This is a genomic window from Roseateles sp. GW821-FHT09H11 (genome assembly GCF_059415845.1).
Map to the genome: position 1 here is coordinate 353,667 of NZ_JBWKOA010000002.1, position 15,151 is coordinate 368,817.

General features: G+C 67.9%; 14 protein-coding genes. 6 read left to right on the plus strand and 8 right to left on the minus strand.

All coding sequences use genetic code 11. From position 1 onward, the window contains the following. Positions 1 to 167 precede the first annotated feature (167 nt). Complete coding sequence (locus tag AC07PR_RS08605) at positions 168 to 554, plus strand: type II toxin-antitoxin system RelE/ParE family toxin (RefSeq protein WP_377161845.1); 387 nt, start codon at positions 168 to 170, stop codon at positions 552 to 554. Between the two features lie 82 nt (positions 555 to 636). After that, the gene (locus AC07PR_RS08610; protein ID WP_377153544.1) at positions 637 to 858 is read left to right on the plus strand and encodes a helix-turn-helix domain-containing protein; all 222 of its coding nucleotides are present in this window, start codon (positions 637 to 639) and stop codon (positions 856 to 858) included. A gap of 63 nt (positions 859 to 921) precedes the next feature. Here AC07PR_RS08610 and AC07PR_RS08615 read toward each other — a convergent pair whose 3' ends face one another. From AC07PR_RS08615 to AC07PR_RS08650, 8 genes are all read right to left on the minus strand, one after another. Next, on the minus strand, positions 922 to 1,692 hold the full coding sequence (locus AC07PR_RS08615; protein ID WP_377153546.1) for an ABC transporter ATP-binding protein: 771 nt from the start codon (positions 1,690 to 1,692) through the stop codon (positions 922 to 924). Beyond that, positions 1,692 to 2,828 (minus strand): succinylglutamate desuccinylase, encoded by a 1,137-nt coding sequence (locus tag AC07PR_RS08620; RefSeq protein WP_495135023.1) that lies wholly within the window; start codon positions 2,826 to 2,828, stop codon positions 1,692 to 1,694. Before AC07PR_RS08620 ends, AC07PR_RS08615 begins: the two co-directional genes overlap by 1 nt. A gap of 77 nt (positions 2,829 to 2,905) precedes the next feature. Next, entirely contained in the window at positions 2,906 to 3,592 is a 687-nt protein-coding gene (locus tag AC07PR_RS08625; RefSeq protein WP_377153551.1) for an ABC transporter permease, read from the minus strand. A gap of 12 nt (positions 3,593 to 3,604) precedes the next feature. Then, complete coding sequence (locus tag AC07PR_RS08630) at positions 3,605 to 4,297, minus strand: ABC transporter permease (RefSeq protein WP_377153553.1); 693 nt, start codon at positions 4,295 to 4,297, stop codon at positions 3,605 to 3,607. Between the two features lie 98 nt (positions 4,298 to 4,395). After that, positions 4,396 to 5,202, minus strand: coding sequence for an ABC transporter substrate-binding protein (locus AC07PR_RS08635; protein WP_377153555.1), 807 nt, complete (start codon positions 5,200 to 5,202; stop codon positions 4,396 to 4,398). Positions 5,203 to 5,350: 148 nt separating this feature from the next. Beyond that, a complete protein-coding gene (locus AC07PR_RS08640; protein WP_495135024.1) occupies positions 5,351 to 6,325 on the minus strand; it encodes an alpha/beta fold hydrolase in 975 nt (324 codons plus the stop codon). A gap of 8 nt (positions 6,326 to 6,333) precedes the next feature. Further along, on the minus strand, positions 6,334 to 7,131 hold the full coding sequence (locus AC07PR_RS08645; RefSeq protein WP_495135025.1) for a sulfurtransferase: 798 nt from the start codon (positions 7,129 to 7,131) through the stop codon (positions 6,334 to 6,336). A gap of 188 nt (positions 7,132 to 7,319) precedes the next feature. After that, a complete protein-coding gene (locus AC07PR_RS08650; RefSeq protein WP_495135026.1) occupies positions 7,320 to 8,375 on the minus strand; it encodes a peptidylprolyl isomerase in 1,056 nt (351 codons plus the stop codon). A gap of 80 nt (positions 8,376 to 8,455) precedes the next feature. On the opposite strand from AC07PR_RS08650, the gene dnaE reads away from it, so the two are divergent. From dnaE to AC07PR_RS08670, 4 genes are all read left to right on the plus strand, one after another. Further along, the gene (gene dnaE, locus AC07PR_RS08655; protein ID WP_483107033.1) at positions 8,456 to 12,019 is read left to right on the plus strand and encodes a DNA polymerase III subunit alpha; all 3,564 of its coding nucleotides are present in this window, start codon (positions 8,456 to 8,458) and stop codon (positions 12,017 to 12,019) included. Positions 12,020 to 12,083: 64 nt separating this feature from the next. Then, positions 12,084 to 12,404 carry a helix-turn-helix domain-containing protein gene (locus AC07PR_RS08660; protein WP_331614439.1) on the plus strand — a complete coding sequence of 107 codons (321 nt, stop codon included), beginning with the start codon at positions 12,084 to 12,086 and terminating at the stop codon, positions 12,402 to 12,404. Continuing rightward, positions 12,401 to 13,672 carry a type II toxin-antitoxin system HipA family toxin gene (locus AC07PR_RS08665; protein WP_495135027.1) on the plus strand — a complete coding sequence of 424 codons (1,272 nt, stop codon included), beginning with the start codon at positions 12,401 to 12,403 and terminating at the stop codon, positions 13,670 to 13,672. The genes AC07PR_RS08660 and AC07PR_RS08665 overlap by 4 nt, the downstream gene beginning before the upstream one ends. 105 nt (positions 13,673 to 13,777) lie before the next feature. Next, positions 13,778 to 15,088: a patatin-like phospholipase family protein gene (locus AC07PR_RS08670; protein WP_377153568.1), complete on the plus strand. Its 1,311-nt coding sequence runs from the start codon at positions 13,778 to 13,780 to the stop codon at positions 15,086 to 15,088. The last annotated feature ends 63 nt before the right edge of the window (positions 15,089 to 15,151 follow it).

Sequence of the window (15,151 nt, forward strand, 5' to 3'; positions counted from 1 at the left end):
CCCCTCGATCCCACGAAAGCCGCGCCTCTGCGCGGCTTTTCTTTTGCGCGTCTGCGGGGTGTGCCCCCCATCAGAGGGCCGACTTCAGGACGAGACTTCAGACGGCAAGACTTGGCACTGACGCCTGTCGCAATGATGCGAGGAGGTCCACGTGACGGGGGCTGTCTATCTGGTCGAAGGCTTTCAACGCTGGATGCGCAAGCAGGCGCTGGCAAGACAGCGACCTGTGCCGCGCCGTGGCTGAAATGGAAAGTGGCTTGATCGATGCAAATCTCGGTAGTGGACTTTTCAAGAAGCGGATCGGACGATTCGGTGCTGGGAAACGCGAGGGCTATCGCGTGATCGTCGCGAGGCATCCCGCGGGACGGTGGTTCTTCGTGGATGGCTATGCAAAGAACCGACTGGACAACATCGAGCCGAAAGCACTCCGCGCGTTGCGAGAGGAGGGCGCCTGGCTCACCGGCCTGTCGCAGAAGGAGTTGGCCGCGGTCGTCGGCCATGGCCACCTGAAGGAGGTGATGTGTGATGAGGAAAAGGAAGTCCGCCATCGTTGAGCGCGTACTTGCGGAAGGCCGCTTGTGGCACGCTCACGGACTGATCAGCGATGAGCGTCGTCGGTCCTGCGAGATCGTCTGCATGCCCGCGCCGATGCCGCTGGAGCCGGAGGAAGTGCGCGCCATCCGCGAGCGGGACCAGTTGGAACTGGCCGTGTTTGCGGATCTGATCAACACGACGTCGCGACAACTGCGACGGTGGGAGCAGGGCCTGGGCCGTCCGCAGGGGCCCGCGCTCCGTCTGCTGCATCTGGTCCGGGAGCGCGGCGTCCATGCCATCTTTCTGCCAGCGGAGCTTCAATGAGCTCGTCGAGATGCGCGAAGGCCCGGGCATGCCCGGGCCTTCTGCTGATGGCGTGCGCGAGGCCTACTTGAGCCCGCCGCTCAGGAACGCCTTCAAGCGCTCGCTCTGCGGCTTTGCCAGCACCTCGCGCGGGTTGCCCTGTTCCTCGACGCGCCCCTGGTGCAGGAACATCGTGTGCGACGACACCTCGCGCGCGAAGCCCATCTCGTGCGTGACGACGATCATCGTCCTGCCTTCCGCCGCCAGGTCGCGCATCACCTTCAGCACTTCGCCCACCAGTTCCGGATCCAGGGCCGAGGTCGGCTCGTCGAAGAGCATCACCTCCGGCTCCACCGCCAGCGCGCGCGCGATCGCCACGCGCTGCGCCTCGCCGCCCGACAGCTGCGCCGGATAGACGTCCTTGCGGTGCGACACGCCCACGCGCGCCAGCAGCGCCTCGGCCTTCTCGATGGCCTGCGCGCGCGGCTGCTTCAGCACGTGGATCGGCGCCTCGATGACGTTCTGCAGCACCGTGCGGTGACCCCAGAGGTTGAAGTTCTGGAACACCATCGCCAGCCGCGCGCGCCAGCGCTGCAACTGCGCCGCGTCGGCGGACTTCAGGCTGCCGTCGCGGTCGCGCACGAGCTTGAGTTCTTCGGTGCCCAGCTTCAGCGTGCCTTCGAAGGGCTGCTCCAGCAGGTTCAGGCAGCGCAGGAAGGTGCTCTTGCCCGAGCCGCTGGATCCGATCAGCGTGATGACGTCGCCCGGCTTCGCGGCCAGGGACACGCCCTTGAGCACTTCACGATCGCCGTAGCGTTTATGGAGGTTGTCGACAACAAGACTGGCCGCGGACATCAACGGGCTCCCAGGAGTTTTCCGGTGCGGGTCGCTTCGCGCCCCGCGACTTTCGCGACACGCGCCCCGGCCGTGACCAGGCGCAGCGTGTCGCGTGCAAACAGCAGCCCGTCGGTGGGGCTCTTCAGGTCGGTCACCGATCCGCTGATCGGATCGATGACCTGCGCGATCACGTCGCCGGCCTTCACCGTCTCACCGACCTCGCGCAGGAAGGTCAGCACGCCGCCGACCGGCGAGGGGACCGGGATCGATCCCGCCAGCGGGCGCGCATCGCCGACCGGCGCGGGCACCGGCGGCGTCGCGCCGTACGGAGCGTCGGACGCGATCACGCCGCGATGGGTCAGGAAGTCCACGATCGCCTGCGCGTCCTTCGCGGCCAGGTCGTGGTGCACGTCCTGCTGGCCGCGAAGTTCGACCGTCACCGACAGGCAGGCCTGCGGGATCGGGAAGCGGTCGCCGAACTGCTTCGCCCACTTCCACCAGACCTGCGAGCAGGCCTCGTCGAAGGGGTTGTCGCCGGAGTCCGTCGCCAGCAGCGTCACGCCGGCGCCCAGGAAGGCGGCCAGCGGCTCGCATTGCGGCCAGCATGGCGTCTCGGTGTAGAGGTGCATCACCGCCTGCGCGTCGCAGTGCAGGTCCAGCACCACGTCCGCGTCGCAGGCCATCAGCATCAGCGTCTTGCGCAGCGCCTTGAGCTCGGTGTCCGCGGGCGACGCCTGGACTTCGGTCTTCAGCGCGGCGCGCAGCACGGCCACGTTGCGCGCCGGATCGGCGCCCAGGCGCGGCTCGGCGTGTCGCGCGGCGGCCTCGATGTGCTCCGGGTAGTGGCGGTTGAAGTTCTCGCCGGACAGGCCTTCGAAGCGGCCCAGGTGCGTCTGCAGCCACCATTGCGACAGGCCGATCGGATTGGCCATCGGCACGAGGATGATCTCCCCACGCAGGCGGCCCGCGGCCTCCAGCGCATCGAAGTGGCGGCGCAGGTGCCAGGCGGTGAGCATGCCCGGCAGCTCGTCCGCATGCAGCGAGGCCTGGATGTAGACCTTCTGGCCCTGGCCGGGGTGGCCGTAGTGCAGCGAGACGAGCTCGCGCTGCGTGCCCGGCGTCGGGCTCGGGAGCGGGTGTTGTCGGAGTTGCATGGGATGTGTTCCGTTCGGGGCGGCGGCACTGCCGTGTCAGCGGGGCACTGCCGTGTCAGCTGGGTATCAGCGGGGCGTCAGCGGGGCATCAGTGGTTTGAGCCAGCGCTTCTCGGCCTGGTGGAAGAGACCGACCAGCACCAGCGTCATCGTGAAGTAGAAGATCGCGGCGGTGATGAAGGCCTCGAACGGGATGTAGTAGGTGGCGTTGACGTCGCGGGCGACGCCGGTGACGTCCATGATCGTGACGAGGCTGGCCAGCGCGGTGCCGTGCAGCATGAAGATGACCTCGTTGCTGTAGGCGGGCAGCGCGCGGCGCAGCGCGTGCGGCACGACGATGCGGCGCAGCATCACCCAGCGGCTCATGCCCAGGGCCTTGGCGGCTTCGACCTCGCCGTGCGGCAGCGAGCGGATCGAGCCGGCGACGATCTCCGTCGTGTACGCGGCGGTGTTCAGCACGAAGGTCAGGCAGGCGCAGAACCAGGCCGAGCTGAACAGCGGCCACAGCGCGCTCTGCTGCATCCACTCGAACTGGCCCAGCCCGTAGTAGATGAGGAAGAGCTGCACCAGCATCGGCGTGCCGCGGAAGACGTAGGTGTAGGCCCAGACCGTGCGCGACAGCCATTGGATCGGCAGCGTGCGCAGCACGCCGAGCGGGATGGCCAGGACCAGGCCGATGAGCAGCGAGATGGACAGCAGCTCGAAGGTGATGAGCGCGCCCTCGAGGTAGCGCGGGAGGTTCTCGACGATGGCGTCCAGGTTCATGGGGAATCGTGATTACAGCGAGTGGCGACGCACACCGATGGACAGGCGCTTCTGCAACTGGTCGAAGACCAGCTCGGACACGGACGTGAAGAGCAGGTAGATCAGCGCCACGGCGAGATAGAAGACGAAGGGCTCGCGCGTGCCGGCGGCGGCCTGCGAGCCGCGCATCATCAGGTCATGCAGCCCGATGACCGAGACGATGGCCGTGCTCTTGATCAGCACCAGCCAGTTGTTGGACAGGCCCGGCAGCGCATGCCGGAACATCTGCGGCAGCGTGATGCGCCACGCGACCTGCGCGGGGCTCATGCCGAAGGCCAGGCCCGCCTCGCGCTGCCCCGGCGGGATCGCCAGGAAGGCGCCGCGGAAGGCCTCGGTCAGGTAGGCGCCGAAGATGAACGCGATCGTCACCACGCCGGCGACGAAGGGGTTGATGTCGACGGGGTCCTCATGCCCCAGCGACAGCGCGATGGCGTTCACCGCGACCTGTCCGCCGAAGAAGATCAGCAGCACCAGCACCAGGTCGGGCACGCCGCGGATCAGTGTCGTGTAGACGGTGGCGACGCCCTTGGCGACGCGGGACTTCGACAGCTTGGCCATCGCGCCGATCAGCCCCAGCACCATGGCCAGCGCCATCGAGCTGAGGGCCACGCCCAGGGTCAATACGGCGCCCTCGAGCAGGCTGGGCAGATAACCGTGCAGGAACATTCGACGGACCTTGTTCGTTCTGAAGGGAAGAGGCCCGGCGGTGCCGGGCCACAACGCACAGGGGCGGAGACACCGCGAGCGCGGCGCCTCCGGTGGGATCACTTGCCCGTCTTGCCCGAGATGTCGTACTCGAAGTACTTGTCGTTGAGCTTCTTGAAGGTGCCGTTGGCCTTCACCGCGGCGATGGCGTCGTTGAACTTCTTGCCCAGCGTCTTCTCGTCCGCCTTGCGCAGGCCCACGCCGCTGCCGGTGCCGAAGTACTTGACGTCGTCGTAGCTCGGGCCCACGAACGCGTAGCCCTTGCCGGCCGGCGTCTTCAGGAAGCCCATGTCGGCGGCCACCAGGTCGGCCAGCGTCAGGTCCACGCGGCCCGACTTCAGGTCCAGGAAGGCCTGGTCCTGCGTCGCGTAGCGGACGATCTCGCTCTGCTTGAAGGTGTCGGCGGCGAACTTCTCATGGATGGTCGCGCGCTGCACGCCGATCTTCTTGCCCTTCAGACCGGCGGGCGAGAAGTCGAACTTCGCGTCGGCCTTGGCGGTGAAGCGGGCCGGGGTGTTGTAGTACGGGTTGGAGAAGGCGATGACCTTCTTGCGCTCGTCGGTGATCGACACCGACGCGATGATCGCGTCCACCTTGCGCGACTGCAGCGCGGGGATCAGGCCGTCGAAGTCCTGCTGCACCAGCGTGCACTCGGCCTTGATCTCGGCGCACAGCGCCAGGGCCAGGTCGATCTCGAAGCCCTTGAGCTTGCCGTCCGCGCCGACTTCGGAGAACGGGGGGTAGGCGCCCTCGACGCCGATGCGGATCTTCTTCCATTCAGGGGCCTGGGCGTGCGCGGCGCCGGCGGTGGCCAGCAGGGCGCAGGCCGCCAGGGCGGCGCGGGCGATCAGTTGTCGTCGTTGCATGTGGGCTCCTTGTGATGAGCAGGAAAGCGTGGAAACGCGTGGAATGGACATCCGGTGACGACCTCGGGCGGTTCGAGTCCGCCTTGTGAGGAGGTCGTCCGGACTGGGGGGCATTGTTGCAATGCCGCACGTGCGGCGGCCATCAGGGTTAAGGAGAGTGCAAAAACGTGTGAACGGCCTGGACGGTGGACGCGGGGTCCTCCTCCTGGGGGACATGCCCTAATTCGGGGAAGACCTGCACGGTGCTGTGCGCGATGGCCTGATGGAAGCGCTCGGCCGCCGCGGGCGGGATGAGGCGGTCCTTGCCGCCCCACAGGATCAGGGTCGGGACCTGGATGCGCGGCAGCAGATCGGCGTACCGGCCGGGCGCGCGCTGTGCCAGTCGTTGCGCCAGCGCCTCGCGGTTGCCTTCGCGCAGCGTCAGTTCGAAGTAACGATCCACCAGCGCCGCGGAAACCTGGGTCGGATCGCCATAGACCTCGCGCAGGCTGCGGTCCACCAGCGGCCGTGGCAGGAACACGCCGGCCAGCCAGTGCAGCACGCGCGAGTCGGGCACGCGGAACCCCGCGGGCACCGCTTCGCTGCGGACATCGAGCCCGCCGGCGTCGACGAGCACCAGCGCCGCGACCTGTCCGGGATGCCGCGCCGCATACAACCAGGCCAATCCGCCGCCCATCGAATTGCCGCCGAGGACCATGCGGTCAATCTGCAACTGTCGGAAGAACGACAACAGGAACGAGTCATAGGCATCGTCGCCGTAATCGCCTAGGACGGAAGGGCCGGTGAGGCCGAAGCCCGGCAGGTCGAGCGTGATCACGCGGCGCGTCGCGCTGAGCGACTTCACCCAGCCCTCCCAGGTGTGCAGGCTCGCGGCGGTGCCGTGCAGCAGCACGATGGGCGTGGTGTCGGTCTTCGGGCCCTCGTCGCGGAAGTGGACCAGCTGGACCTGCCCGCCGGGCAGCTTCAGTTCGAGGAAGTCCGACGGCGGCGGCGCCCAGCGGGCGACCAGCCCTTCCAACGGCCGTTCCGGCGCGCGGAAGGCCATCGCGAGCAGGGCCGTCGCCAGCACGGCGAACCCCAGCAGCTTCATCAGCCGGGCGCCGACGGTGGGACGCTCGGTCATGCGCTCGATCATTCGACGACGGAGTCGGGCGAGGGCGCCAGTTCGGGGTCGACCGCGCGGCGCTCGTCGAACACGAAGCAGTCGCCGTGGTAATGCGCGTTGCCGACTTCCTCGAAGTACTTGAGGATGCCGCCCTCGAGCTGGTAGACCTTCGCGTCGAGGTCGTGGCGGCCGGCCTCCTGCTCGAGGTAGAGCGCGGCCTTTTCGCAGCGGATGCCGCCGGTGCAGTAGCTGACGACGGTCTTGCCGGCGAGCTCCGCGCGATGGGCCTGGAAGGCGTCGGGGAACTCGCTGAACTTCGTGATGCGCCAGTCGATCGCGCCGTCGAAGGCGCCCACGTCGACCTCGAAGCCGTTGCGCGTGTCCAGCGTGACCACCGGCCGTCCCTCGTCGTCATGGCCCTGGTCCAGCCAGCGCCGCAGCGTGGCTGCGGGCAGCGCGGGCGCGCGGGGCGCCTGGTCCGGGCGGATCGTCGGGTGGTTCATCCGGATGATCTCCGGCTTCACCTTCACCAGCAGCTTGCGGAACGGGACCTCGTCGCTCCAGCTCTCCTTGGGCGCTAGCGCGGCGAAGCGCCGGTCTTCACGCAAGGCGTTCACCCAGGCCGTCACCGCGTCCGGCGCGCCGGCGAGGAAGAGGTTGATCCCCTCCTCGGCGATCAGCACCGTGCCCTTCAGGCCCAGGGTCTGGGCGCGCTCGTGCAACGTGTCCCGCAGTACCTCCGGCGCGTCGATGGCGACGAACTGGTAGCAGGAGATGTTGAGGACAGTCTTGAAGTCGGAATCGGTCGGGACAGCAGTGTTCATGCCGTTGCGGCGGCCAGTGGCCGCGCAGGGTCAGGAAAACAGAAGATTGTAGGCGGGGTGCGAAGAGAGCCTGCGGGTGGCCTGGCGCGGGCACTCCACGATGCAGGAGGCCTCGCGTCCGCGAACCTCCAGCATCATTCCGGCCCCACAGGCGCTCGCTGACCTTGCCGGCGCTCCACGCCGGTTTCTCATCGCTTGGCTTCGGGGGACTTGGGTTCGTTGAGCTTCACATCGGGCGCGGGCACGGGCTTGATGCGCACCGGCACGGCGGCGCTGCACAGGTCCGTGTAGCCGGGGCTGTGGACGAACCAGCCGCCGCGGTTGCGGCGCGCGTTCAGCAGTTCGGTCCAGGTGGGCGTGTCGGTGCGCAGGACCTGCAGGGCAGGGCGCTGCTCGGCCGGCAGCGCGGAGGCGAGCGAGACGCGCTCGATGCCCAGCCGCTGCTCGGGCTTGTCGTAGAAGCCCATCGCCGCGCCACCGCGCGGCAGCGCCGACAGGAACTCCATGCCCTTGAGCACGCGACCGACCACCGTGATGTTGAGGTCCAGCCCGCGCGGCGCGTGTCCGATCACCGCGTAGAGCTCGGCGCCGGTGCTGGAGTCCTTCGCGTTGCCGCGACCCGCGCCGACGGTGCCGTAGCAATGCGCCAGCCAGGCCTGGCCGGTCTTCGGATCCGCGGCGGCCGGGAACCCGTCCACCTGCCCGGCGCGCGGCGCCCAGCCCTCGACATCCGGCAGCACCGTCATCGGCACGCCCTTCAGGGGGATCGAGAACTCCGCCGGAAGATGGGACTTGGCCCCCGCCGGGAAGGGCTTGCCCTTGCCCTTGAGACCGGTGTCCTCGTCGTCCGCGTTGGGGTCGCCCCATTGGGTGACGAAGTTGTCCTGCACGCGGACGATCGCCAGTCCGTCGTAGTAGCCGCCGCGAGCCAGCGCGCGGATGTTGTCGACGTGCGCCGGTGCGAAGCGCGGCGCCAGCTCGATGAAGACCTGACCCTGCGGCAGTGCCATCACCAGCAGGTTGTCCGGATCGACATCGCGCCAGACGGAGGCGGGCGCGGTGGCGAGGATGTCGGCGCTGCTGCGCGGCGGCTGGGCGGGCTTCTTCGCCGCCGCGGTGGATGCCGCCGTTGACGTCGCCGTCGATGCCGCGGCGGGCTTGGCGGCCTTTGCCGCGGGCTCGGCCGCGTGGGACGGCAGCGGGGCGCACAGCGCCAGGGCCGCCATCAGGGGAAGGGCCTTCATCGTCGTCATGCTCATCGTCATCCGGGCGCTCCGCGAGAGTGTTCGATGGGGGGCGAGCATAGCCTTCTTACAATCGCGCAATGGCTTTCGTTCACCTCCGCACCCACACCGAGTTCTCCGTCGTCGACGGCACGCTGCGCATCGATGACGCCGCCGCCGCGGCCGCCAAGGACGGCCAGGTCGCCTTGGGCCTGACCGACCTCGCGAACATGTTCGGCGGGGTGAAGTTCTACAACGCCTGCCGCAAGAAGGGCGTGAAGCCCATCCTCGGCGTGGAGGCCTGGCTGGAGCCCGAAGCGGTCGACCGTCCGCCGTCGCGGGTGCTGCTGCTGGTGCAGGACATCCAGGGCTACCTCAACCTGAGCGAGCTGCTGTCGCGGGCCTGGATCCAGAACGTGCAGCGCAACCAGGCGCTGCTGAAACTGGAGTGGATGCAGGAGCTCAACGCCGGCCTGATCTGCCTGGGCGGCATGCAGTTCGGCCCGATCGGCCAGGCGCTGATCGCCGGCGACGAGGCGCGCGCGCTGGACGTGGCTCAGCGCCTCGCCGCGATCTATCCGAACCGCTTCTACATCGAGCTGCAACGCGCCGGCCTGCCGGGCCAGGAGGCGCTGCTGCGCCAGCTCGTGCCGCTGGCCGCCAAGGCGGGTCTGCCGGTGGTGGCGACGCACCCGATCCAGTTCCTGGGCGAAGAGGACTTCGAGGCGCACGAGGCCCGCGTCTGCGTGGCCGACGGCGAGACGCTGGCCAACCCGAAGCGGGTCAAGCGCTTCCTTCCCAGCCAGCACTTCAAGAGCCAGGCGGAGATGGAGGCGCTCTTCGCCGACATCCCCAGCGCCATCGCCAACACGGTGGAGATCGCCAAGCGCTGCAGCCTGACGCTGGTGCTGGGCAAGCCGCAGCTGCCGAACTTCCCCACGCCGATCCAGGCCGACGGCACGCCGATGCCGATGGAGCAGTACTTCCGCATGCTCTCGCACGAGGGGCTGGAGGATCGGCTGCAGCTCCTCTACCCCGATCCGGCCAAACGCGAGGCGGTGCGCCAGCGCTACGTGGACCGGCTGGAGTTCGAGCTCGAGACCATCATCAAGATGGGCTTCCCCGGCTACTTCCTCATCGTGGGTGACTTCATCCGCTGGGCGAAGAACAACGGCTGCCCGGTGGGCCCGGGCCGGGGCTCGGGCGCGGGCTCGCTGGTCGCCTACGTGCTGCTGATCACCGACCTGGACCCGCTGCAGTACAACCTGCTGTTCGAGCGCTTCCTGAACCCGGAACGGGTCTCGATGCCCGACTTCGACATCGACTTCTGCCAGGGCAACCGCGACCGCGTCATCGAGTACGTCAAGGACAAGTACGGCCGCCCGGCGGTGAGCCAGATCGCGACCTTCGGCACGATGGCGGCCAAGGGCGCGCTGCGCGACATCGGCCGCGTGCTGGGCATGGGCTTCGGCCATGTGGACTCGATCGCCAAGCTGGTGCCGGCGCCTCCGGGCAAGACGGTGACGCTGGCCAAGCTGCCGCCGGACTTCGATCCGGACAAGGCCAAGATGGTCTACGCGCGCCACGAGTCGCCGGAGATCGGCGAGCGCGAGGCGCAGGACGAGGAAGTCGCCGGCCTGCTGGAGATGGCGGCGCGCGTGGAGGGCACGGTGCGCTCGATCGGCATGCATGCCGGCGGCGTGCTGATCGCGCCGGGCAAGATCACCGACTTCTGCCCGCAGTACCAGCAGCCGGGCTCGACCTCGGCGGTCAGCCAGTACGACAAGGACGACGTCGAGGCCATCGGCCTGGTCAAGTTCGACTTCCTGGGTCTGGCGACGCTGACCATCCTCGAGCTGGCCAAGAACTTCATCGTCGACCGGTATCCCGAGCACAAGGACTTCGCGTTCGAGACCATCCCGCTCGACGACAAGCGGACCTACAAGCTGTTCTCCGACGGCCTGACGGAGTCGGTCTTCCAGTTCGAATCGAGCGGCATGCAGCGCATGCTCAAGGACGCGAAGCCGTCGCGCCTGGAAGACCTGATCGCGCTGAACGCGCTGTACCGGCCGGGCCCGATGGACCTGATCCCGAGCTTCGTCGCGCGCAAGCACGGCAAGGAGGTGGTCGAGTACCCGCATCCGCTGGTGGAGCCGGTGCTGTCCGAGACCTACGGGATCATGGTCTACCAGGAGCAGGTGATGCAGACCGCCCAGGTGCTGGGCGGCTACTCGCTCGGCGGCGCGGACATGCTGCGCCGCGCGATGGGCAAGAAGAAGGCCGAAGAGATGGCCATGCACCGCGACCTGTTCCGCAAGGGCGCCGCGGAAAAGGGCATCGGCCAGGACAAGGCCGATGAGGTCTTCGACCTGATGGAGAAGTTCGCGGGCTACGGCTTCAACAAGTCGCATGCGGCCGCGTACTCGCTCCTCGCTTATCACACGGGCTGGCTGAAGGTGCATTTCACGGCGGAGTTCTTCGCCGCGAACATGACCATTGAATCGGACGACACCGACAAGCTCAAGGTGTTGATGAACGATGCCAAGCTGTTCGGCATCGAGTTCGAGCCGCCCAACATCAACCTGGGCGTCGGCCGCTTCGAGCCGATGGCCGCGGACGAGGGCACGTCGAAGTCGGTGGCCAAGGAAGGCAAGGCCGGCACCACGCCGCGTGCGCGCAAGATCAACTACAGCCTCGGCGCGATCAAGGGCACGGGCGCGGGCGCGATCGAGGCGATCGTGCGCGCCCGCACGGAAGGCGGTCCGTTCACCAGCTTCTTCGACTTCTGCGCGCGCGTCGACCGCAAGGCGGTCAACAAGCGCGTCGTGGAGGCGCTGATCAAGGCCGGCGCCTTCGACGCGCTGCACCCGAGCCGCGCGCGGCTGCTGGCCAGCGTCGCGCTGGGCTATACCTACGCCGACAACCTGGCGCAGAACGTCAACCAGGGCGGGCTGTTCGACTTCGACGGCGGTCACGGCTCGTCGACGGCGGAGCCGGACTTCGTCGACGTCCCCGAGTGGGGCATCAAGGAGCGCCTGAGCCTGGAGAAGACGGCGATCGGTTTCTACCTGTCGGGGCACCTGTTCGACCAGGCGGAGACGGAGCTGCGCCGGATGGTCAAGCGCCGCATCGTCGACCTGCAGGACAGCCGCGAGCCGACGACGGTGGCGGGCATCGTGTCGGACATGCGGGTGATCAACGGCTCGCGCGGCCGGGTGGCGATCTTCAAGATCGACGACAAGACCCATGCGATCGAGGCGGTGGCCAACGAGGAGATGCTCAACGCCAACAAGGAGCTGCTGGCGGAGGACGAGCTGATCATCGCGGTGGGCAAGGTGCAGAACGACCGCTTCTCCGGCGGGCTGCGGATGAACGTGCAGCAGGTGTTCAGCCTGGCGGCGGCGCGGGCGCGCTTCGGGCGCTACCTGCGTACGGCGCCGAACCTGCCGGCGTCGACGGTGCTGGAGCTGGTCAGGAGCTGGCCGGCCAAGCGCGTGGAGACGGAGCAGGGCGTGCTCAGCCAGGGGCTGGAGCTGCGCATCCCGATCAAGCGCAACGGCGCGGTCGCGGAACTGGGCCTGGGCGGCGCCGGCAAGTTCTGGCCCAGCGACGAGGCGCTGGAGCAGCTCAAGCCGGCGGAGATCGTGTACGACGCGGGCGGGTGAAGGAAGGAGCGGCTCTTGGATAACAGTTGTTATGGCAGTTTTTTTGAGCTATAACAATTGTTCCATGAGTCTTAAAACCTTCCCGTTCATCGTCGAAGACTCGCTCGCCGCTCTCGGCGAACGGATTTCGCTTGCCCGCCGTGCTCGGCGGTTGACGCGGCCGGATCTGGCGGCCCGAGCAGGTATCGGCCTCAGCACGCTGGTGGCGATCGAGACCGGTGCCCCCACCGTTCAGATTGGCTCCGTATTGATGGTGCTTTGGGGGCTTGGATTGGAAGGGACGTTCGATACCCTGTCCAACCTGGGATCTGACAAGGAACTCTCCGCATTGATGGCCGACGCCGTGCCGCTGCGCGTTCGTACGCCCAAACGGAGGACCCCATGAGCGCTGACGCCAAACCCGTGTGGGTCTGGCTTCCTCACAGCCCGGACCCGGTCGAATGCGGCGTGTTCTCGTTGAAGGACGGCGTCGGCATTTTTGAGTATCGGCAAGCTTATCTGGACGCGCATGGCGTCGCTCTGGATCTGGCACACCTCGCCTTGAGCTCACGCGCTCGGCCGATCAGGGAAACCAGACAGGACGGACTCTTCGGTGTGATTCGCGATGCCAAGCCAGAAGGCTATGGGCTGGATCTGCTGGCGCATGTGCGGCAGGTCCGCGTCGAAGATCACATGGCCGTGCTGGAAGAGTCTGAAGGCGATTCGGTCGGGGCCATTGCCGTCTGCGACGACGTGTCGCGAAAGCAGGAGTTCCACTGTCCACCCTCTCAGGATCTGCTCCAGATCCTCGCTGATGTGCCGGACACGCGGCCAGCCAGCGATGCCGTGCGCGAAGTGAAAGGCATCGTCGGCACGAGCGCCGGCGGTGAACGTCCCAAGCTCACGGTGCTGCATGAGGGGCAGCAGTGGCTGGCCAAGCTGCAAGACCGAGGAGATCGACCCCACTCACCGCTTCGCGAATTCGTGGCGATGAAAGTGGCGGCAGAACTCGGCGTGAATGCGGCCGAAGTGCAGTTCAAGCGGGTCGAGCAACGCGAAGTGATCCTCGTCCGACGTTTCGATCGCCATGTGGATGCGCAGCGGCGAGTGACGCGGCGTCTCTTCGCCAGCGCACATACCGTGCTGGGCCTGGACAAACAGGTGCGAGGAAGCCGGGAGCGTTCGTATCTGGCTCTCGCGCATGAGCTGCAGCGGTGGCGGGGGCGCGCCGACAGCGACACGGTGCTGGCGGGAAAGCGCGAACTGTTCCGTCGCATCGTGATGAACGCGATCCTGGGCAACGGTGACGATCACCCACGCAACACGGGCTTCCTGTTCGACGGAACGGGCTGGACTCTTTCTCCAGCGTTCGACATCGCGCCCTATGGCATGGGCTTTTCGGGCACGCAGTCCATGGACATCTCCCGCTCTCGAACGCACGCGGCGTCCGCCGCGGTCTTCAACCTGATCGACGCCTGCACGGAATATGGCTATGTCGAGGAAGAGGCGCGCGAGTACATCGCGTCCGCCCGTCGCCAAGCGCCGGCTCTGTGGACCGAGCAGGTGATCGCTGCCGGTTTCCAGGAAGACGAACTGCCGTTCCAGACGCCAACCTGGCTGGACGCAGAGGCACCGGCAGGCACGACGTCACGCCGGCGTCCGCGGGGGCGTTGACCTCCGTCGCCGGTGGGCCACTGCGGCTCGGGTCACTCGCCTATCCCCCATTTGACGGGTACTGACGCCACCCCACGCCGGGGGTGTCAGGCGTAAGCTGCCCCCATGCAGGATGCCAAGCCCCGGACCGGCCTGATCCTTACCGGAGGAGGCGCGCGCGCGGCCTACCAGGTCGGCGTGCTGGCCGCCATCGCGCAGCTGCGCCGCGATGCCTGCACCACCGGCGACAACCCCTTCCAGGTGATCTCCGGCACCTCCGCCGGCGCCATCAACGCCGCCACGCTCGCCTGCCAGGCCGACGACTTCTGCTCCGCCGTCGACGGCCTCATGTACATCTGGCAGAACATCCACGTCAACCAGGTCTACGCCGCCGATTCCTTCGGCGTGATCCGCTCCGGCGCGAAGTGGCTCAGCATGCTCTCGCTCGGCTGGGCGCTGAACCGCTGGCGCCGCACCCGCCCGCGCAGCCTGCTGAACAACACCCCGCTGCGCGCCCTGCTGGACCAGTGGATCAAGTTCGACCGCCTCGACGAGATGCTCGCCAAGGGCTACATCGACGCGCTCGCGGTGACGGGCTCCAGCTACACGTCCGGCCACCACGTCACCTTCTATCAGACGCACCAGCAGCGCGATCCCTGGGTCCGCACGCAACGCATCGCCACCCGCATCCCGAAGCTCTCGATCGAGCATCTGGTCGCCTCGTCCGCGATCCCCTTCATCTTCCCCGCCGAGCCGCTGGAGCTCGGCGGCGAGGTCGAATGGTTCGGCGACGGCTCGATGCGCCAGACCGCGCCGATCTCGCCGGCCGTGCACCTGGGCGCGGAGAAGGTCCTCGTCATCGGCGCCGGCCGCATGCACGAGGCCGGCGGCGAGGGCCAGCACGGGCCGACGCCCACCGGACATCCCAGCCTGGCGCAGATCGCCGGCCACGCGCTGTCCAACATCTTCCTGGACGCGCTGGCCGTCGACATCGAGCGCCTCAAGCGCATCAACAGCACGCTCGCGCTGCTGCCGGAAGAGGCGCTGCGCAACACGCCGCTCAAGCCGATCGAGGCTCTCGTGATCGCGCCGAGCCGGCCGCTGGACAGCCTTGCCGCCGAGCACCAGGGCGCGCTGCCGCCGCCGATCCGCGCGCTGCTGCGCAGCGTCGGCGTGTCGGGCGAGGGCGCCACCGCCAGCGGCTCGGCGCTGGTCAGCTACCTGCTCTTCGAACCCGAGTACACGAACGAGCTCATCACGCTCGGCATGTCGGACACGCTCGCCCGTCGCGTCGAGATCCAGCGGTTCTTCGACTGGCCCGCGCAGGCGCCGCAGATGGACCCCGCCGCGATGCGCAAGCGCGCCGGCGGCTTCGCGCTGCAGGTCCCGCCCAATCCCCCCGGACCGCCCCGCCTGGTGGCCTCATCGGGGGCCTGAATCGAGACCTGAATCGGGGCCTGAATCGAGCCCACATCCGCATCCGCACCCGCATCTCACTGC

What these genes read in the sequence shown, in the direction of transcription:
- dnaE (WP_483107033.1), top strand. Translation starts at nt 8,456, where the DNA reads ATGGCTTTCGTTCACCTCCGCACCCACACCGAGTTCTCCGTCGTCGAC.
- AC07PR_RS08620 (WP_495135023.1), bottom strand. Translation starts at nt 2,828, where the DNA reads ATGCAACTCCGACAACACCCGCTCCCGAGCCCGACGCCGGGCACGCAG.
- AC07PR_RS08640 (WP_495135024.1), bottom strand. Translation starts at nt 6,325, where the DNA reads ATGACCGAGCGTCCCACCGTCGGCGCCCGGCTGATGAAGCTGCTGGGG.
- AC07PR_RS08635 (WP_377153555.1), bottom strand. Translation starts at nt 5,202, where the DNA reads ATGCAACGACGACAACTGATCGCCCGCGCCGCCCTGGCGGCCTGCGCC.
- AC07PR_RS08660 (WP_331614439.1), top strand. Translation starts at nt 12,084, where the DNA reads ATGAGTCTTAAAACCTTCCCGTTCATCGTCGAAGACTCGCTCGCCGCT.
- AC07PR_RS08625 (WP_377153551.1), bottom strand. Translation starts at nt 3,592, where the DNA reads ATGAACCTGGACGCCATCGTCGAGAACCTCCCGCGCTACCTCGAGGGC.
- AC07PR_RS08670 (WP_377153568.1), top strand. Translation starts at nt 13,778, where the DNA reads ATGCAGGATGCCAAGCCCCGGACCGGCCTGATCCTTACCGGAGGAGGC.
- AC07PR_RS08610 (WP_377153544.1), top strand. Translation starts at nt 637, where the DNA reads ATGCCCGCGCCGATGCCGCTGGAGCCGGAGGAAGTGCGCGCCATCCGC.
- AC07PR_RS08630 (WP_377153553.1), bottom strand. Translation starts at nt 4,297, where the DNA reads ATGTTCCTGCACGGTTATCTGCCCAGCCTGCTCGAGGGCGCCGTATTG.
- AC07PR_RS08665 (WP_495135027.1), top strand. Translation starts at nt 12,401, where the DNA reads ATGAGCGCTGACGCCAAACCCGTGTGGGTCTGGCTTCCTCACAGCCCG.
- AC07PR_RS08650 (WP_495135026.1), bottom strand. Translation starts at nt 8,375, where the DNA reads ATGAAGGCCCTTCCCCTGATGGCGGCCCTGGCGCTGTGCGCCCCGCTG.
- AC07PR_RS08615 (WP_377153546.1), bottom strand. Translation starts at nt 1,692, where the DNA reads ATGTCCGCGGCCAGTCTTGTTGTCGACAACCTCCATAAACGCTACGGC.
- AC07PR_RS08645 (WP_495135025.1), bottom strand. Translation starts at nt 7,131, where the DNA reads ATGAACACTGCTGTCCCGACCGATTCCGACTTCAAGACTGTCCTCAAC.